The sequence below is a fragment of the Streptomyces sp. BV286 genome (assembly GCF_019090165.1).
Taxonomy (GTDB): Bacteria; Actinomycetota; Actinomycetes; order Streptomycetales; family Streptomycetaceae; genus Streptomyces.
The window spans coordinates 112,227-130,005 of record NZ_JAHRIB010000178.1; the positions used below are offsets into that span (position 1 = coordinate 112,227).

11 protein-coding genes are annotated in these 17,779 nt (G+C 71.6%); 1 reads left to right on the plus strand and 10 read right to left on the minus strand.

The window, feature by feature from the left end; genetic code table 11:
- Window positions 1–28: 28 nt before the first annotated feature.
- From tmk to bldG, 8 genes are all read right to left on the minus strand, one after another.
- Window positions 29–3,430 (minus strand): dTMP kinase, encoded by a 3,402-nt coding sequence (gene tmk / locus KUF83_RS34380; RefSeq protein ID WP_217458947.1) that lies wholly within the window; start codon window positions 3,428–3,430, stop codon window positions 29–31.
- Between the two features lie 209 nt (window positions 3,431–3,639).
- Complete coding sequence (gene topA / locus KUF83_RS34385) at window positions 3,640–6,480, minus strand: type I DNA topoisomerase (protein ID WP_217458948.1); 2,841 nt, start codon at window positions 6,478–6,480, stop codon at window positions 3,640–3,642.
- Window positions 6,481–6,827: 347 nt separating this feature from the next.
- A complete protein-coding gene (locus KUF83_RS34390) occupies window positions 6,828–7,025 on the minus strand; it encodes a hypothetical protein (protein ID WP_217458949.1) in 198 nt (65 codons plus the stop codon).
- Between the two features lie 457 nt (window positions 7,026–7,482).
- Window positions 7,483–9,012: a methyltransferase gene (locus KUF83_RS34395; RefSeq protein ID WP_217458950.1), complete on the minus strand. Its 1,530-nt coding sequence runs from the start codon at window positions 9,010–9,012 to the stop codon at window positions 7,483–7,485.
- A 259-nt stretch (window positions 9,013–9,271) separates the two neighbouring features.
- Window positions 9,272–9,862: a small secreted protein gene (locus KUF83_RS34400; protein WP_217458951.1), complete on the minus strand. Its 591-nt coding sequence runs from the start codon at window positions 9,860–9,862 to the stop codon at window positions 9,272–9,274.
- A 203-nt stretch (window positions 9,863–10,065) separates the two neighbouring features.
- Entirely contained in the window at window positions 10,066–12,471 is a 2,406-nt protein-coding gene (locus KUF83_RS34405; protein ID WP_217458952.1) for a sodium-translocating pyrophosphatase, read from the minus strand.
- 631 nt (window positions 12,472–13,102) lie between these two features.
- Window positions 13,103–13,546: an ATP-binding protein gene (locus KUF83_RS34410; RefSeq protein WP_217458953.1), complete on the minus strand. Its 444-nt coding sequence runs from the start codon at window positions 13,544–13,546 to the stop codon at window positions 13,103–13,105.
- A gap of 149 nt (window positions 13,547–13,695) precedes the next feature.
- Window positions 13,696–14,037, minus strand: a complete 342-nt coding sequence (gene bldG / locus KUF83_RS34415; protein WP_003975386.1) for an anti-sigma factor antagonist BldG — start codon at window positions 14,035–14,037, stop codon at window positions 13,696–13,698.
- A gap of 80 nt (window positions 14,038–14,117) precedes the next feature.
- Here bldG and KUF83_RS34420 point away from each other — a divergent pair, with 80 nt between their 5' ends.
- On the plus strand, window positions 14,118–16,730 hold the full coding sequence (locus tag KUF83_RS34420) for a DEAD/DEAH box helicase (protein ID WP_254644772.1): 2,613 nt from the start codon (window positions 14,118–14,120) through the stop codon (window positions 16,728–16,730).
- Window positions 16,731–16,790: 60 nt separating this feature from the next.
- Here KUF83_RS34420 and KUF83_RS42220 read toward each other — a convergent pair whose 3' ends face one another.
- Both KUF83_RS42220 and KUF83_RS34430 read right to left on the minus strand, forming a co-directional pair.
- The gene (locus KUF83_RS42220) at window positions 16,791–17,339 is read right to left on the minus strand and encodes an Rv3654c family TadE-like protein (protein ID WP_308403270.1); all 549 of its coding nucleotides are present in this window, start codon (window positions 17,337–17,339) and stop codon (window positions 16,791–16,793) included.
- A 29-nt stretch (window positions 17,340–17,368) separates the two neighbouring features.
- A complete protein-coding gene (locus tag KUF83_RS34430; protein ID WP_217459010.1) occupies window positions 17,369–17,719 on the minus strand; it encodes a TadE family type IV pilus minor pilin in 351 nt (116 codons plus the stop codon).
- Between the last annotated feature and the right edge of the window lie 60 nt (window positions 17,720–17,779).

Sequence of the window (17,779 nt, forward strand, 5' to 3'; positions counted from 1 at the left end):
GGACCGGCGCAGGAGGCCGCGCCCAGGGTCAGCGTCGCCGCCCGCGCCCCTCGTCCGGCTCGTCGTCCTCGCGTCGGCCCAGCAACTCGTCGGCCAGCGTCGGCAGATCGTCCAGCGGGGTCTCCTCCGCCCAGTCCGAACGGGGGCGCCGCCTGGGCGTACCCTCCGCGTCGACCTGGGGCAGCTCGCGCGTGCGGGCGTCGGAGGGCCCGGAGTCCGGCCGCTCGTCGCGGAAGTACCCGGGAGGCACCCGGTCCGCGGCCCCGCTCCCCTGCTCGCCGTCCCGGTCGGCCCCGTCGGCCCGGTCGTCCCGGACCGGCGGAAGGACCGCCGTCTCGTCCGCACCGGGCTCCGGCCGGACCGGGGGCAGCACGGCCGTCTCGTCCGGGCCGTGGTCCTGCCGGACCGGCGGGAGTACCGCCGTCTCGTCCGCGGCCGGGCCGCGGCCCACCGGGGGCAGTACGGCCGTCTCGTCCGCGGCTCCCTGCGGGGCCGGGGGCTGCGGGAGCACGGTCGTCTCCTCGGAGTCCGGGCCGGCGTCCCGCGGCGGTACCGGGGGCAGGACGGCCGTCTCGTCGGCCGGGCCTCCGGACGCGTTCGTGGGTGTCACCAGGGGCGTCGGCACCGTGGTCTCGTGGTCGCCCGCACCCGCCGCCGGACCGGAACCAGCCCGTCCGGAAGTCCTGGAAGTCCTGGGAGTCCTGGGGGTCCTGGGGGTCCTGGGGGTCCCGGAGGTCTTGGGAATCCTGGGCGGCCTGGGCGGGCCGGAGGATTCCGAAGCGCCGCCGGCCGCCGCGCCGGTACCGGCCGCCCCGGCAGCCGGTCCTTCGGCCACCGCGTTGGAAGCCGCGACCGCGGCAGCTGCCGCCCGCCGGGCCTCCTCGGCCCGCACCAGTGCCTCCTCGGCCTTCCGCTGCTTCTCCAGGCGCCGTTCCTCAGCCTCGGCCCGCAGCCGCGCCTCCTCCTCGGCCTGCCGGCGCCGCCGCTCCTCCTCGGCCGCGCGGGCCTTCTCCTCCGCGAGCTGCCGGGCCTGTTCCTGCTCGGCACGCACGCGTGCGGCCTCCGCGCGCTGCCGCGCCTCCTCGGCCTGCCGCTCGGCCTCGCGCCGCTGAGCCTCTTCCAGCTCGCGCTGCTTGCGCTCTTCCTCCTCCGCGCGCAGCCGGGCGAGCTGCTCCTGGCGCTCGCGCTCCAGCCGCTCCTCCTCCGCCTTGCGGGCGGCCTCTTCCTCGGCCTTGCGGCGGGCCTCCTCCTCGGCTGCCCTGCGGGCCTCCTCCTGGGCCTTGATCTCGGCCTCGGAGAGCGGGAGGACCACGTCGAGCCGGTGCCGGATCACGGTGGTGACGGCCTCGGGCTCCTGCCCGGCGTCGACGACCAGGTAGCGGCCCGGATCGGCCGCCGCCAGCGTCAGGAAACCGGACCGCACGCGCGCGTGGAACTCGGCGGGCTCCGACTCCAGCCGGTCCGGCGCCTCGGTGAACCGCTCGCGTGCGGTCTCCGGCGCCACGTCCAGCAGGACCGTCAGATGGGGTACGAGCCCGTGGGTCGCCCACCGGTTGATGCGGGAGACCTCGGTCGGGGACAGGTCGCGCCCCGCTCCCTGGTAGGCCACCGAGGAGTCGATGTACCGGTCCGAGACCACGACCGCGCCCCGCTCCAGCGCGGGCCGCACCACGGTGTCCACGTGCTCCGCGCGGTCGGCCGCGTACAGCAGCGCCTCCGCGCGGTGCGACAGCCCCGCCGACGACACGTCGAGCAGGATCGACCGCAGCCGCTTGCCGACGGGGGTGGCGCCCGGCTCGCGTGTCACCACGACCTCGTGGCCCTTGGCGCGGATCCACTCCGCGAGCGCCTCGGCCTGGGTCGACTTCCCGGCCCCGTCACCGCCCTCCAGGGCGATGAAGAACCCGGAGGTGGTGGGCGCCTGCACGGGATCGTCGCCGCCCCGCAGCGCGTCCCGCAGGTCGTGCCGCAGGGGCACTCCGGAACGGTCGTCGGCCTTGGCGAGGACCAGCGCCGCGACCGGCAGCAGGAGCGCGCCGACCAGCATCAGGGTGAAGGCGGCGCCGCCGTGCGCGAACACGAACTTGCCGTTCTCCAGGCGGTGCGGCCCTATCGCGGCGGCCACCAGCGGGGCCGCGAGCACGCCCAGGGCCACGAAGACCCGTACGACCGCGTGCAGGTGTTCCGTCGTCCGCGTGCGCCGGTAGTCCTCGGCCTCCTGGTCGAGCAGCGCGTGCCCGGTGTTCGCGGCGACGCCCGCGCCGACGCCCGCGAGGCCGGTGATCAGCAGCACGGTGGTGCCGTCCGGGACGAGCCCGGCGGCGAGCAGTGCGATCCCGGTGAAGGCGATCGCCAGGGCGAGCAGCCGTCGACGGGACAAGGAGGGCAGCAGTTTGGCGGCGTTGCGGATGCCGATCACGACACCGCCGGTCAGCACGAGGACGAGCAGCCCGTACGTCACCGGGCCGCCGCCCAGGTCCTTGGCATGCAGCACGGCCACCGCGACGGCGGCCGCGACGGCCCCGGCGACGGCCGCGCAGGCGAGCACCAGGAGCGGGATGGCCCCGGTGCGGCCCTTGTCGATGCCCGAACCTGTCTTCGGGCGGCGCAGTCCTTCGAGCGGCGACCGCGCGCGGGGGGTCCGTGTGTCGGGCAGTTCGAGGAAGGTGAGCACCGACAGGGAGGCGGCGAACAGGCCCGCGGAGACGTACGAGGCGAGCGCCGCCTGATGCTGGTCGAACCACGCGAGTCCGGCGCCCAGCAGGTTGTTGACGAGCCCGGCGGCGACGAGCGTCGCCGCCGCGAGGGGCGCGGCCATGAATCCCGTACGCAGTGAGAGTCGGCGCAGCGCGTCCATGTGGTCGGGCAGCGGCCGTACCGTCGCGCCCTCCAGCGGCGGCGCGGGCAGGAGCGCGGGTGCCGCGCTCTCGCGGCACACCGTCCAGAAGCGCTCGGCGACCCCGATCACGAACGCCGTCACGAGGAGCAGCGCCAGCGCGTTCTCGGGAGTCCAGTCGATCCACAGGGGCGCGATGATCAGCAGCGCGGCCCGTACGCCGTCCGCGCCGACCATGGTCCAGCGGCGGTCGAGGGGGCCGTCCTGGGCGGTGAGCGAGGAGAGCGGGCCGAGGAGGACCGCCCCGAAGAGCAGGGTGGCGAGAATGCGTGCCCCGAAGACCGCCGACACGGCGACGGCCACTCCGCGGTAGCCACCTCCGAAGGAGCCCTCGGCGACCGCGGTCTGGAGGGCCAGCAGCACCAGGACGAGCAGTGCGAGGGCGTCGCCCACGCCTCCCACCAGCTGTGCGCTCCACAGCCGCCTCAGTTGCGGCACCCGCAGCAGCGCCCGGACGGCGCGCTCCCGTGAGTCTGCGACCAGGGCGTCGTCGGGGGCCGGAGTGTGGGCCGTTGGCTGCTCGGCTCGCGTCATCCTGCCAGCCTATCCGGACGGGCCCGCTCCCCGAAGAGGCCCCCGAACATGCGAACGGCCCCGACACCAAGTGGTCCCGGGGCGTTCGTTCGGCGAACCGAAGGTGAAGGAGTCGGTCCGCCACCGGACCGGTCCTCGACCGAAAACAGTCTGCGGCCCGGGCGGCACCGAAAAACGGTGTGCCGCCCGGCCGTCCACCGGAAAGCGGATCAGTCCTCGGCCGTCGTCTTGGCCGCGGTGACCTTCTTGGCCGTCGTCTTCTTGGCGGTGGTGGTCTTCTTTGCCGCCGTCTTCGTGGCCGTGGTCTTCTTGGCGGCTGTCTTCTTCGCGGGCGCCTTCTTGGCCGGTGCCTTCTTGGCGGGGGCCTTCTTCGCCGTCTTCTTGGCCGGCCCCTTCGCGCGCTTCTCCGCGAGCAGCTCGAAGCCCCGCTCCGGAGTGAGCTCCTCGACGCTGTCGCCGGACCGCAGGGTCGCGTTGGTCTCGCCGTCGGTGACGTACGCCCCGAAGCGGCCGTCCTTGACGACGACCGGCTGCCCGCTGACCGGGTCGGCGCCGAGCTCCTTCAGCGGCGGCTTGGCTGCCGCCCGGCCGCGCTGCTTGGGCTGCGCGTAGATCGCGAGGGCCTCGTCGAGGGTGATCGTGAAGAGCTGGTCCTCGGCCGTGAGCGACCGGGAGTCCGTGCCCTTCTTCAGGTACGGCCCGTACCGCCCGTTCTGCGCGGTGATCTCCACGCCCTCGGCGTCCTTGCCGACGACGCGCGGCAGGGACATCAGCTTGAGCGCGTCCTGCAGCGTGACCGTGTCCAGGGACATCGACTTGAAGAGCGACGCGGTGCGCGGCTTCACGGCGTTCTTGCCGGTCTTCGGGGTGCCCTCGGGGAGCACCTCGGTGACGTACGGGCCGTAGCGGCCGTCCCTGGCGATGATCTGGTGGCCCGTCGCCGGGTCGGCCCCGAGCTCGAAGTCGCCGCTGGGCTTGGCGAGCAGCTCCTCCGCGAGCTCGATCGTCAGCTCGTCGGGGGCCAGGTCCTCGGGGACGTCGGCCCGCTGGTGGTTCTCGGAGTCCTTCTCGCCACGCTCGACGTAGGGGCCGTAGCGGCCGACGCGCAGCATGATGTCGCTGCCGGCCACGGAGAACGACGACACCTCGCGGGCGTCGATGGCGCCCAGGTCGGTGACGAGCTCCTTGAGGCCGCCGAGGTGGTCCCCGTCGCCGTTGCCCGCCTCCGCCGCGGCGGCTGCGCCGACCTCGTCGCCCTCGCCGAAGTAGAAACGCCTGAGCCACGGGACGGACCGGGCCTCGCCCCGCGCGATGCGGTCGAGGTCGTCCTCCATCTTGGCCGTGAAGTCGTAGTCGACGAGCCGTCCGAAGTGCTTCTCCAGCAGGTTGACCACGGCGAAGGACAGGAAGGAGGGCACGAGGGCCGTCCCCTTCTTGAACACGTATCCGCGGTCGAGGATCGTGCCGATGATCGACGCGTACGTCGACGGGCGGCCGATCTCCCGCTCTTCGAGCTCCTTGACGAGGCTGGCCTCGGTGTAGCGGGCCGGGGGCTTGGTCGCGTGGCCGTCGACCGAGATCTCCTCGGCGGACAGCGGGTCGCCCTCGCCGACCTGCGGCAGGCGGCGCTCACGGTCGTCCAGCTCGGCGTTCGGGTCGTCCGCGCCCTCGACGTACGCCTTCAGGAAGCCGTGGAAGGTGATCGTCTTGCCGGACGCGCTGAACTCGGCGTCCCGGCCGTCCGAGGCCCTGCCCGCGATCTTCACGGTGACGGAGTTGCCGGTGGCGTCCTTCATCTGGGAGGCGACGGTCCGCTTCCAGATCAGCTCGTACAGCCTGAACTGGTCACCGGTCAGACCCGTCTCGGCCGGAGTGCGGAAACGGTCGCCCGACGGGCGGATCGCCTCGTGCGCCTCCTGCGCGTTCTTGACCTTCCCGGCGTACGTGCGCGGCTTGTCCGGCAGGTAGTTCGCACCGTAGAGCTGCGTGACCTGCGCCCGGGCCGCGGAGACCGCGGTGTCCGAGAGGGTCGTGGAGTCGGTACGCATGTAGGTGATGAAGCCGTTCTCGTACAGCTTCTGCGCCACCTGCATCGTGGCCTTCGCGCCGAAGCCGAGCTTGCGGCTGGCCTCCTGCTGGAGCGTCGTCGTACGGAACGGCGCGTAGGGCGAGCGGCGGTACGGCTTCGACTCGACGGACCGTACGGAGAAGTCCGTGTTCTCCAGGGCGGCGGCGAGCGCGCGGGCGTTCGTCTCGTCCAGGTGGAGGGTGTTCGCGCCCTTGATCTGCCCGAGCGAGTCGAAGTCGCGACCCTGCGCGACGCGCTTGCCGTCGACCGCGGTCAGCCGGGCGACCAGGCTCGACGGATCGCTCTGGTCACCGGCGCGGCCGGTGCCGAAGGTGCCCGTGAGGTCCCAGTACTCGGCGGAGCGGAAGGCGATGCGCTCGCGCTCCCGCTCGACGACGAGGCGGGTCGCCACGGACTGGACGCGGCCCGCCGACAGACGCGGCATGACCTTCTTCCACAGGACCGGCGAGACCTCGTAGCCGTAGAGACGGTCGAGGATACGGCGGGTCTCCTGGGCGTCGACCATGCGCTGGTTGAGCTCGCGCGGGTTGGCGACGGCACTGCGGATCGCATCCTTGGTGATCTCGTGGAAGACCATCCGGTGGACGGGGACCTTGGGCTTCAGGACCTCGAGAAGGTGCCACGCGATGGCCTCGCCCTCGCGGTCCTCATCGGTTGCGAGGAAGAGCTCGTCGGAATCCTTCAGCAGGTCCTTGAGCTTCTTGACCTGGGCCTTCTTGTCAGCGTTGACCACGTAGATCGGCTGGAAGTCGTTCTCGACGTCCACACCGAGCCGACGTACCTCGCCGGTGTACTTCTCGGGCACCTCCGCGGCGCCGTTGGGGAGGTCGCGGATGTGCCCGACACTCGCTTCGACGACGTATCCGGGGCCGAGATAGCCCTTGATCGTCTTCGCCTTGGCAGGCGACTCGACGATGACGAGTCGGCGGCCGCCGTGTGCGGTCTCGCTGGTCGGGGACAACTTCGCTCTTCTCTCCGGTCGACGCAGGGGGTCTCGCCCCAGGCCTGGAACCCGGGGCTCGGGTCATGCTGACGCTGCGGAGTGTGACGGTACATCCCGCCCCCGTGTCAAACGGGAAAAGCCCGCAACGGCCACTCGAACGGTAACCCGACTCCCGCCATTCCTGCCGCCCGGAGTGCCGACCTGCCGTTTCCGGGCCATGCGGAGGGTGACCTCTCAATTACCGGAGAGGAGGGGCGCGGGGAGTGTCGATCTTGGCCGTACCCACCGGAGAGCGGCGATTTACGGACACCGCGGGCGGCGTTTCCCGGCCGGGGAAGAGCCCGTGCGTGTCGCCGGCCCGGCGCTCAGGTGCGGGTGAAACACCACACGGCGAGGAACACGGCGGCCATCCCGGCGAAGCCCGCGACCGCCGCCGACGCGACGGGATTCACTTCGTGGGCGATGGGGGCCCGCTGCCGCAGCCGGACCGCCGTCCACAGCAGCAGCCCGCCTCCGAACAGGGCGAACACCGATCCCGTGAAGATCGCCGGTCCGCTCTCCATGGCTCGTCCCTTCGCCCGTTCGTGCCCCGGGTCGGACGCTGACACCTCCGGGAGGCCGGGATCCCAACCCCGGGTGAACGGGAGGCGGACAGCGCTGTGCGGCCCGATGCGGAATCACTCACACCGCGACCACACCCTCCGCACAGGGCCGGCCACCGCACCTGCCGGAAGTCGGCCATCTCTCGAATGGAGTCCGTCACACCGCACGGAAAACCGCTCGTTCCCCTTCGTTCCCCTTCGTTCCCGTGCCGCCGCCACGGTCCGCCGCGCGACCGGATACGACGCCGGCCCGAACGCCGAACCCGGGTTCCCCCCCGGACTCGGGCGCCGGGTGCCGTGCCGGGCCCGGCTGTGCCGTGCGGTGCCGTGCGGTGCCATGCCATGCGATGCCGTGCGGTGCCGGGTCCAGCCGTGCCCGGTGCCATCCGGTGCCGTCCGGTGCCGTCCGCCCCGGACGTCACCGTGCGGGTTCGATGAAACCCTGCTCGACCAGCAGCCGGATCTGGGCGGGCGTCCGGTCCCTGAGCAACACGGGATCCTCTCCGACCAGTTGGGCGATGGCGTCCAGGATCCGCCCCGCGCTCAGCGTGCCGTCGCAGACGCCCGCGAAGCCGGCGCCGACCGTGTCCACCTTCGTGGCCCGCCGCATGCCACGGTGCTGGCGCAGCACGACGTGCTCCGGGTCCTCCGCGCCGGGCAGCCCCACCTGCTCCTGCACGATCTCGCCGGCGAGTTTGAAGTGCCCGGCGAGCAGGGCCGCGTCGTCGTGCGCACGCAGAAAGTCCACCCGCTCGAAGTGCGCGCGCACGGTGTCGCCGAGCGGCTGCTCGACGGGGTGCGGCCACTCCTCCAGGACGACCGAGGGCAGCTCGGCCCCCGACCTGCGCAGGGTGATCCAGCCGAAGCCGACGGCCTTCACCTTCCGCGCCTCGAACTCGTCCAGCCAGGCGTCGTACCGGGCCTGGTACTCCGCGGAGTCGCCGTCGTGGTCGCCCGCGTCGCGCAGCCACAGCTCCGCGTACTGCGTGACGTCCTGGACCTCGCGCTGCACGATCCACGCGTCACAGCCGCGCGGCACCCAGGAGCGCAGCCGGTCCTGCCAGTCCTCACCCTCCACGTGCTGCCAGTTGGCCAGGAACTGCGCGTATCCCCCTTCGTTCAGACGGGCTCCCGCCTCCTGAACGAGCGTGCGGCACAGATCGTCCCCGCCCATCCCGCCGTCGCGGTAGGTGAGCCGGGCGCCGGGCGAGATCACGAAGGGCGGGTTCGAGACGATCAGGTCGAACGTCTCGTCGGCCACCGGCTCGAAGAGGGACCCCTCGCGCAGCTCGGCCGCCGGAGCCCCGGAGAGGGCGAGCGTGAGCGAGGTGATGTGCAGCGCACGGGGGTTGAGGTCGGTCGCGCTGACGCGTGTGGCGTGCTGCGCGGCGTGCAGCGCCTGGATTCCGGAGCCGGTGCCGAGGTCGAGCGCGGAGGCGACGGGGGTGCGCACGGTGATGCCCGCGAGGGTCGTGGACGCGCCGCCCACGCCCAGTACGACGGCGGCACCGGCCTGCGTGCTCCGCCCGGCGACGCCACCGGCCCCGCCGACCGCGCAGCCCAGGTCCGAGACGATGAACCAGTCCTCGCCGCCGGGCCCGCCGTACGGCCGTACGTCGACCGCCGCCGCGACCTCGTCCCCGCCGACGCGGACCAGCCAGCCGCTCTCCAGGCAGTCCTCCACCGGCAGGACGTCCGCCACGCGCGCGTACGGCACGGGGTGCTGGAGCAGGAACAGCCGTACGAGCGCCTCCAGCGTGGAGTCGCCCCTGGTCGCCCGGAGCGCGGGCACGGTCTCGCTGCGCGCCAGGGCCGCGTAGGCGGGGGCGCCGAGGAGGTCGAGGAGACCGTCGGCGCTGAAGGAGGCGCCCAGGAGGGCCTCGCGCAGCCGTGCGGTGACGTCGGTGCGGTCGGACGAGGGCAGCGGTGCCAGGCTGGTGTTACTCACCCGCCCATTGTGACGCGCAACCGGCGCGGGGCGGGCGCGCCGCTACCGCCGCGGACGATCCTTCCGCGTGAGCGGGCACGTCGGCATCCGCGGAGCGAGGTACGTGCAGCGTCCGCGGAGCGGGGCACGCGCGGCATCCACGCAGCGGGGCACGTCGCCGGCGGCGAGGCGAACAGGTGAGCCGCCCGACAGCGCCGGGCGGCTCACCGAAACACCTGGCCCCGGAGGGCGACCCGGCGTCGGGCGGCGACGCGTGGGGTCAGCTCTTCGTCGCCGAGGCCGAGGCGGACGCGCTCTTGCAGCTCTCCTGCTCGGCCATCGCCTTGCCCACGTCGCCCTCCTCCAGCTTCTTGAGGGCGTCGTTGCCGCTCTGGCTCAGCTTGTCCAGCTGGGTGGCGATCCCCTTCAGACCGTCGGCGAACTTCGCCTGGTCCTTCGTGTCGAGGTCGTCGACCTGCTTCTTGAGGTCGGCGTACGACGAGGAGATGGTGTTGAGCTCCTTGACGGCGTCCGTCTGCTTCTTCTCGCCGTTCTCGACGTCCGGGGCGCCGGCCTTGTTCACGGCCGTGCCGATCGCCTTGTAGGCGTCGGACATGTCCTGGAAGGCCTGGGAGTCGGTCTTCTGCACGTCCGCCGGAGTGCTGTTGTCCGAGGTCTGCTTCTGGATCGCGGTGTTGGCGGCCTCGATCTTCTTCGCCTGAGGCTGCACCGCGTCGCAGACCTCCTTGGCCCAGGAGTTCAGCTTGTCACTGCTGTCGTCACTGCTGCATCCAGACATCGCCAGTACCAGTACCGCACCGCCGGACAGTGCGGCCGCGAGCTTCTTGTTCACCGGATTGGTCCCTTCCATGGCTCTCGGCCCCGGAACATACACGCCAACCGGGCGACCCCACCGTGACGAACATCCGTTTGGACCACTATTGAAGCCATTTGCACCAAGCGAGATATGGCTCACGAACAGGGCGCGCACACAGACGGACGGGCGGACGGCGCGTCAATACGCGCCGCCCGCCCGTCCGTTGAGCCGAACCTGACCAGGTGATGGCCCAGGTGTTACGAAACCACCGCCGGATCAGCCGACTTGGCCACCCGCTCGGAGTTGCCTTCGTCACCCACGGCGATGCCGCGCCGCTTGGACACGTACACCGCACCCACGATGACGGCGAGCGAGAGCACGGCGATGAGAACCCGCATACCCACGCTCTTGTCCTCGCCGTAGCTGAATTTGACCACCGCGGGCGCGATGAGCAGCGCCACGAGGTTCATCACCTTCAGGAGGGGGTTGATCGCCGGCCCCGCGGTGTCCTTGAAGGGGTCGCCGATCGTGTCGCCGATCACCGTCGCGGCGTGGGCGTCACTGCCCTTGCCGCCGTGGTGACCGTCCTCGACGAGTTTCTTGGCGTTGTCCCACGCGCCACCGGAGTTGGCGAGGAAGACCGCCATGAGCGTGCCGGTGCCGATGGCGCCCGCGAGGAACGCGCCGAGCGCTCCGACGCCGAGCGTGAACCCGATCGCGATCGGCGTCAGTACGGCGAGCAGACCGGGCGTGGTCAGCTCGCGCAGCGCGTCCTTGGTGCAGATGTCGACGACGCGCCCGTACTCGGGCTTCTCGGTGTAGTCCATGATCCCGGGGCGCTCACGGAACTGCCGCCGCACCTCGTAGACCACGGCCCCGGCGGACCGCGACACCGCGTTGATCGCCAGCCCCGAGAAGAGGAAGACGACCGCGGCGCCCGCGATGAGCCCCACCAGGTTGTTGGGCTGTGAGATGTCCATCATCAGGTTCATCGGTGCGCCCGGGCCCGAGACCTTCTCCCCCACGTCGTTCGCGGCCGTGAGGATGGCGTCCCGGTACGAGCCGAAGAGCGCCGCCGCCGCGAGTACGGCGGTGGCGATGGCGATGCCCTTCGTGATGGCCTTGGTGGTGTTGCCGACGGCGTCGAGGTCGGTGAGCACCTGCGCGCCCGCGCCCTCGACGTCGCCGGACATCTCGGCGATGCCCTGCGCGTTGTCGGAGACCGGGCCGAAGGTGTCCATCGCGACGATGACACCGACCGTGGTGAGCAGACCGGTACCGGCCAGGGCCACCGCGAACAGCGCCAGCATGATCGACGTACCGCCGAGCAGGAAGGCCCCGTACACGCCGAGGCCGATCAGCAGAGCGGTGTAGACGGCCGACTCGAGACCGAGCGAGATTCCGGCGAGGACGACGGTGGCCGGGCCGGTGAGCGAGGTCTTGCCGATGTCCTTCACCGGGCGACGGGTCGTCTCGGTGAAGTAGCCGGTCAGCTGCTGGATCAGCGCGGCCAGCACGATGCCGATGGCGACGGCGAGGAGTGCGAGGATCCGCGGGTCGCCCGCGTTGCCGAGGATGGCCTCGTCCGTGACTCCGTCCAGGTCCGCGTACGAGGACGGCAGATAGACGAAGACGGCCACGGCCACCAGCGCCAGCGAGAACACCGCGGAGATGAAGAACCCACGGTTGATGGCGCTCATCCCGCTGCGGTCCGCACGGCGCGGAGCCACCGCGAAGATGCCGATCATCGCGGTGAGCACGCCGATCGCGGGCACGATCAGCGGGAAGGCGAGCCCGGCGTCGCCGAAGGCCGCCTTGCCGAGGATCAGCGCGGCGACGAGCGTGACGGCGTACGACTCGAAGAGGTCGGCGGCCATGCCGGCGCAGTCGCCGACGTTGTCGCCCACGTTGTCGGCGATGGTCGCGGCGTTGCGCGGATCGTCCTCCGGGATGCCCTGCTCGACCTTGCCTACGAGGTCGGCGCCGACGTCGGCGGCCTTGGTGAAGATGCCTCCGCCGACACGCATGAACATGGCGATCAGCGCGGCGCCGAGACCGAAGCCCTCCAGGACCTTCGGCGCGTCGGCCGCGTACACCAGCACCACACAGGAGGCGCCCAGCAGACCGAGCCCCACCGTGAACATGCCGACGACGCCGCCCGTGCGGAAAGCGATCTTCATGGCTTTGTGCGAGACGGCGGTGAGATCCTTTTCGGGCTCACCCTCCGCCGGAGTCGCTTCCCGTGCCGCGGCGGCCACGCGCACATTGCTGCGTACGGCGAGCCACATACCGATATAGCCGGTGGTCGCCGAGAACGCCGCGCCGATCAGGAAGAAGATCGATCGTCCGGCGCGCTGATTCCAGTCGTCCGCGGGCAGCAGCATGAGCAGGAAGAACACCACGACGGCGAAAACGCCGAGCGTTCGCATCTGTCGGCCCAGGTAGGCATTCGCGCCCTCCTGGATCGCCACCGCGATCTCCTTCATGCTTTCGGTGCCCTCGCCCGCGGCGAGTACCTGGCGTACCAGGACCCCGGCCACGACAAGCGCCGCAAGGGCGACCACCGCGATGACGATCACGATGAGTCGGTTGTCGTCGGTCAGTACCGCAGCTGCGAGGGTTGTGGGCTGGTCAAACTGATGAGGGGTAGAAAGCCCCGCCATTCGTCCTCCTTGACGCTTGGACCGAGCTCAAGATGTGGACGGATTGTAGGTACCGGAACCTGATCAAAACAGTGCGCGGTAAGCGGAATTGGCCTTCACATGCTCTTCAGCAAATGATCCATGGACCACCGCGGGACCCGAAAGTGGTAATGCCTCAAAAGCATTGACGCCAGGTCGATTGCCATGCGGCGCGACCTAAGGCTGATCGTATTGTTGATCGTAATCGAGATCGTGAATTCATTCACGAAAAACGCGTGGCTTGATCCGGTGACGGATGAGGAGCCGAACGGGCGGTGCCGAGCGGCTGTCGGCCCGCCCTCGGGTCAGCACCCGGGACGCAGGACGGTACGGATCTGCTGCCGGGGCGGCGGATGAGGCCGGGGGCTTCCGGGGACACCGAGCGGTGCCGACGCGGGCCCAGGGGTGGCCGGAGGAGGCGGCCGGGGGGGGTCGGAAGGCGGCCCGAAGGCGGCCCGAGGGCGGCCGGGCGGCGCCCAGGAGGGTCGCCCCGGAGGCAACCGGCCGGGGTTCGGGTCGGGCACGCGCAGCCCCTCATGCGCAGCCGGACATGCGAAAGGGCCCTGGTGAGCAGGGCCCTTTCGCACAGGTTGGGGCAGTACCGGGGGGTGGATCAGGAAACGAGCACGGCCGGCGGCGTGGTCGGCCAGCTCATCCTGATCAGTCCGCCGTTCTCACCGGCGGTCACTTCCACGTCGTCGACGAGGCCGCTGATGACCGCGAGGCCCATCTCGTCCTCCTCGGTCTCGACGTCCGCGCCGTCGCTTCCGCCATGGGCGCCCGGTGTCTTGTCACCGGGAACCGTGTGCGGTGCCTCGTCGCCGACCTCGATGGAGAACTGCTTCTCCTCCTCGATCAACGACACCCGCACCGGCGCCGAGATTCCGCCGCTCTGGTGCAGGCCGACGGCCCGGGTGCAGGCTTCGCCGACGGCGAGCCTGACCTCGTCGAGGACGGCCTCGTCCACTCCGGCCCTGCGCGCCACCGCTGCCGCCACCAGTCGGGCGGTCCTGACGTGCTCGGGCAGCGCGCTGAAGCGGAGTTCAACGGTGGCCATGCATCCCCCTCGGAACTACGGGCGTGCGGTCGGGGGGCCGGGTCGCCGAGACCCGACCCCCCTCCATTGACTTCTGCCTCCCGGGCCAGGCCCGGGATCCGACTGTCGGCGACTGACCGGCCGGTCAGGGACGGGCCGGACGACAGCCGCTAGTCGGTGGCCGCCACCGCTTCCTCGACCGAGGTGTGGATCGGGAACACCTTGGTGAGGCCGGTGATGCGGAAGATCTTCAGAATGCGCTCCTGGTTGCAGACCAGCCGGAGCGAGCCCTCATGGGCACGCACCCGCTTCAGGCCACCCACCAGCACGCCGAGACCGGTGGAGTCGAGGAAGTCCACGCCCTCCATGTCGACGACAAGATGGAAACTGCCGTCGTTCACCAGCTCGACCAGCTGTTCGCGCAACTTGGGCGCGGTATATACATCGATTTCGCCACCGACCTCGACGACCGTACGATCGCCGACGGTACGGGTCGACAGGGACAGGTCCACGGATCCTCCAGCACCTTGCTATCGAGCGGTCATCCCAAGGGACACCTCGGCGGAGCCCCCGGGACGGTTCGCCAGCCGCGATGGCATTCAATCACTTACCGGCAGGCGTGCACGACGCCTTGGGTCCATTGTCCGTCACGCCAGTGACACACTCGATGCCGATGGCCAAGAATCTCCGACCCGATCGAACCTCGACGGACACCGCATCCCGCCCCTCGCCGGGCGAGATCCTGGACCGGCTCGCCTCGGGGCCGAGCCGGGCTTCGCGCATCACTCATACGGAGCACTTGCCCCCACGTGCGGGTCGTCATGCAGTGTGGCCCGACCGGATCCGTTCGGAAGTCGTCGCCGCCGTGGCGTCCGCCGGTGTCGAACACCCCTGGGCCCACCAGGCGCTCGCCGCCGAGCACGCCCTGGACGGCGAATCGGTGATCGTCTCCACGGGCACGGCCTCCGGCAAGTCCCTGGCCTATCTCGTCCCGGTCCTGTCCACCCTCCTCGACGGTTCCGAAGCTCCGAACGGCCGCGGCGCGACCGCCCTGTACCTCGCGCCGACCAAGGCCCTCGCCGCAGATCAGCGGCGATCCGTGAAGGAACTTTCACATCCTCTGGGCCACGCCGTGCGCTCCGCGGTCTACGACGGGGACACCCCGGTCGAGGAGCGCGAGTGGGTACGGCAGTACGCCAACTACGTCCTCACCAACCCCGACATGCTGCACCGCGGGATCCTCCCCTCCCACGCCCGGTGGGCCTCCTTCCTGCGCGCGCTGCGCTTTGTCGTCATCGACGAATGCCACACCTACCGAGGTGTCTTCGGGTCACACGTCGCCCAGGTTCTCCGCCGGCTGCGCCGCCTGTGCGCCCGCTACGGCTCCTCCCCCGTCTTCCTGATGGCCTCGGCGACAGCCGCCGAGCCCTCGGTCGCCGCCTCCCGCCTCACCGGCCTTCCCGTGGTGGAGGTCGCCGACGACGCCTCACCCCGCGGTGAACTGGTGTTCGCCCTCTGGGAGCCGCCCCTCACCGACCTGCACGGCGAGAAGGGCGCCCCCGTCCGTCGCACCGCCACCGCCGAGACCGCGGACCTCCTCACCGACCTGACCGTCCAGGGCGTCCGGTCGGTCGCCTTCGTACGGTCCCGGCGCGGGGCCGAGCTGATCTCGGTGATCGCCAAGGAACGGCTCGCCGAGGTCGACCGCTCCCTGGTCCGGCGCGTGGCCGCCTACCGCGGCGGATACCTCCCCGAGGAACGCCGCGCCCTCGAACGTGCCCTCCACTCCGGCGAACTCCTCGGTCTCGCCGCCACCACCGCCCTTGAACTCGGCATCGACGTCTCCGGGTTGGACGCCGTCGTCATCGCCGGCTATCCGGGCACCCGCGCCTCCCTGTGGCAGCAGGCCGGCCGCGCGGGCCGCTCCGGGCAGGGGGCGCTGGCGATCCTGGTCGCCCGCGACGACCCGCTGGACACCTTCCTCGTCCACCATCCGGAGGCCCTGTTCGACCAGCCGGTGGAGTCCACCGTCCTCGATCCGGACAACCCGTACGTCCTCGCGCCCCACTTGTGCGCCGCAGCGGCCGAACACCCCCTCACCGAGGAGGATCTCGCCCTCTTCGGACCGGCCACGGCAGAGCTGCTGCCGCAGTTGGAGGCCGCGAAGCTGCTGCGCCGCCGCACGAAGGCGTGGCACTGGACGCGCCGGGAGCGGGCCGCCGACCTGACCGACATCCGCGGCGGAGGCGGCAGCCCGGTGCAGATCGTGGAAGCCGGTTCCGGACGCCTGCTGGGCACGGTCGACGCCTCGGCCGCGCACACCACCGTCCACGAGGGCGCGGTCCACCTCCACCAGGGCCGTACGTACCTGGTCGACGAACTCCTCCTGGACGACTCGGTCGCCCTGGTCCAGGAGGCCAACCCGCCGTATTCGACGGTCGCCCGCGACACCACCGCCATCTCCGTCCTGGAGACGGACGTCGAAGTCCCCTGGGGCGACGGCCGCCTGTGCTACGGCTCCGTCGAAGTCACCAACCAGGTCGTCTCCTTCCTGCGTCGTCGTCTCATCACCGGCGAGGTACTTGGTGAGACGAAACTCGATCTGCCTGCCCGCACGCTCCGTACGCGGGCCGTGTGGTGGACCGTCACCGAGGACCAACTCGACGCCGCCCGGGTGAATCCCGAGATCCTGGGCGGTGCCCTGCACGCCGCCGAGCACGCGTCGATCGGCATGCTTCCGCTCTTCGCCACCTGCGACCGCTGGGACATCGGCGGTGTCTCCGTCCCGCTGCACCCGGACACACTCCTGCCCACCGTCTTCGTGTACGACGGTCACCCCGGTGGTGCGGGCTTCGCGGAACGTGCCTTCCACACCGCCCGCGAGTGGCTCACCGCCACCCGCCAGGCCATCGCCTCCTGCGAGTGCGAGGCGGGCTGCCCGTCCTGCATCCAGTCCCCCAAGTGCGGCAACGGCAACGACCCGCTGCACAAGCGGGGGGCTGTGCGCTTGCTGACCGTCCTCCTGCGCGACGCACCGGAGGCGCACACCGGAGAACCGAAGGTGCATCGCGGAGAAGAACCGGTGGAGCGCCGCGAGGAGGGGCACACGGAGGAGACGGGCACCTCGTCGTCGGCACCGGACCCAGGTCACCCCGTCGGCCAGGAGGGCGTCACCGGCGAGGTGCCGGCGGCCACGGAGGGCTAGTGCCAGGGGTGGGCGCGGTCCCGGCTCTCGCCTCGCCCCTCCGCTCACCCCGGGTTCCGCTCACCCCGGGTCCCCGGCCGACGCCGGTCCCCCAAGGGCGACCTGAGGCACCCGACCCACGGCCCCCGGTGCGGTCATCGAACCCACCGGCCCGCCCGGCCCCACCGAGCTGTCGGGGCTGTCGGGGCTGTCGGGAGCGCCCGGGCCGCCCGGTGTCACAAGGCCAGGCGGCCCGCCCGGTGTCAGAGGCCCGGCCGGGCCGGCCCGCGACCTCACCTCGGCGGTCAGCGGCCCTCTTCCCGCCGCGACCGTGACGTCCGAGATGTCACCCCGGACCGCGCACCGCACGATCCGGGTGCCCTGGGCCCGTGCCACCCGGTCCGCCAGGCCGCACGCCCGTGTCCCACCGTCCGTCCAGTGGTCGGCCGCCGCGAGGGCCGCCAAGTCGGCCGCGCCGCCCGCGCGATGACGGACCACCACCGCCTGCCCCATCGCGAGCACGGCGCCGAAGACCACGCACAGCACCGCGAGCGCACCCACGGTCCAGACGGTCGCCGACCCCCGGTCCGACGCCGACCACGGAGCACGTGGTCCCGTACGCGTCCCGATGCCTGCCCTTCGGGCCCGTCCCCCTGTTCTCACCGGGCCGCCCCCACCGTCTCCTCGGCGAGGGCCGTGGCCTCCTGGCTCAGGTCGAGGGCCAGCGCGTCAGGCCCCGGTGTGTCGGCCTCGACCCGCACGCGCACCAGGTCGCCCTCCCTCCGGACGGACACCCGGGCTCCGCCCGGCGCCGCCTGCCGGGCGGTCTCCATGACCGTGCCCGGCGGTTCCTGCCGGGCCGCGGCCCGGGCGCCCGCCCGGGCCGCGTCCACACACTGGATCAGCGCGGCCGCGGCCAGCAACGCCCAGACCAGCGCCATCGTGAACGCGACCAGCACCGGCAGCACCACGGCCGCCTCCGCCGTCACGAAACCGCCGTCACCGGCCATCCGGGGCGGGCCCGGCCCCCGGCCCCGGCCTGCATCGGCCCGCCCGGTGACCGAAGCCGT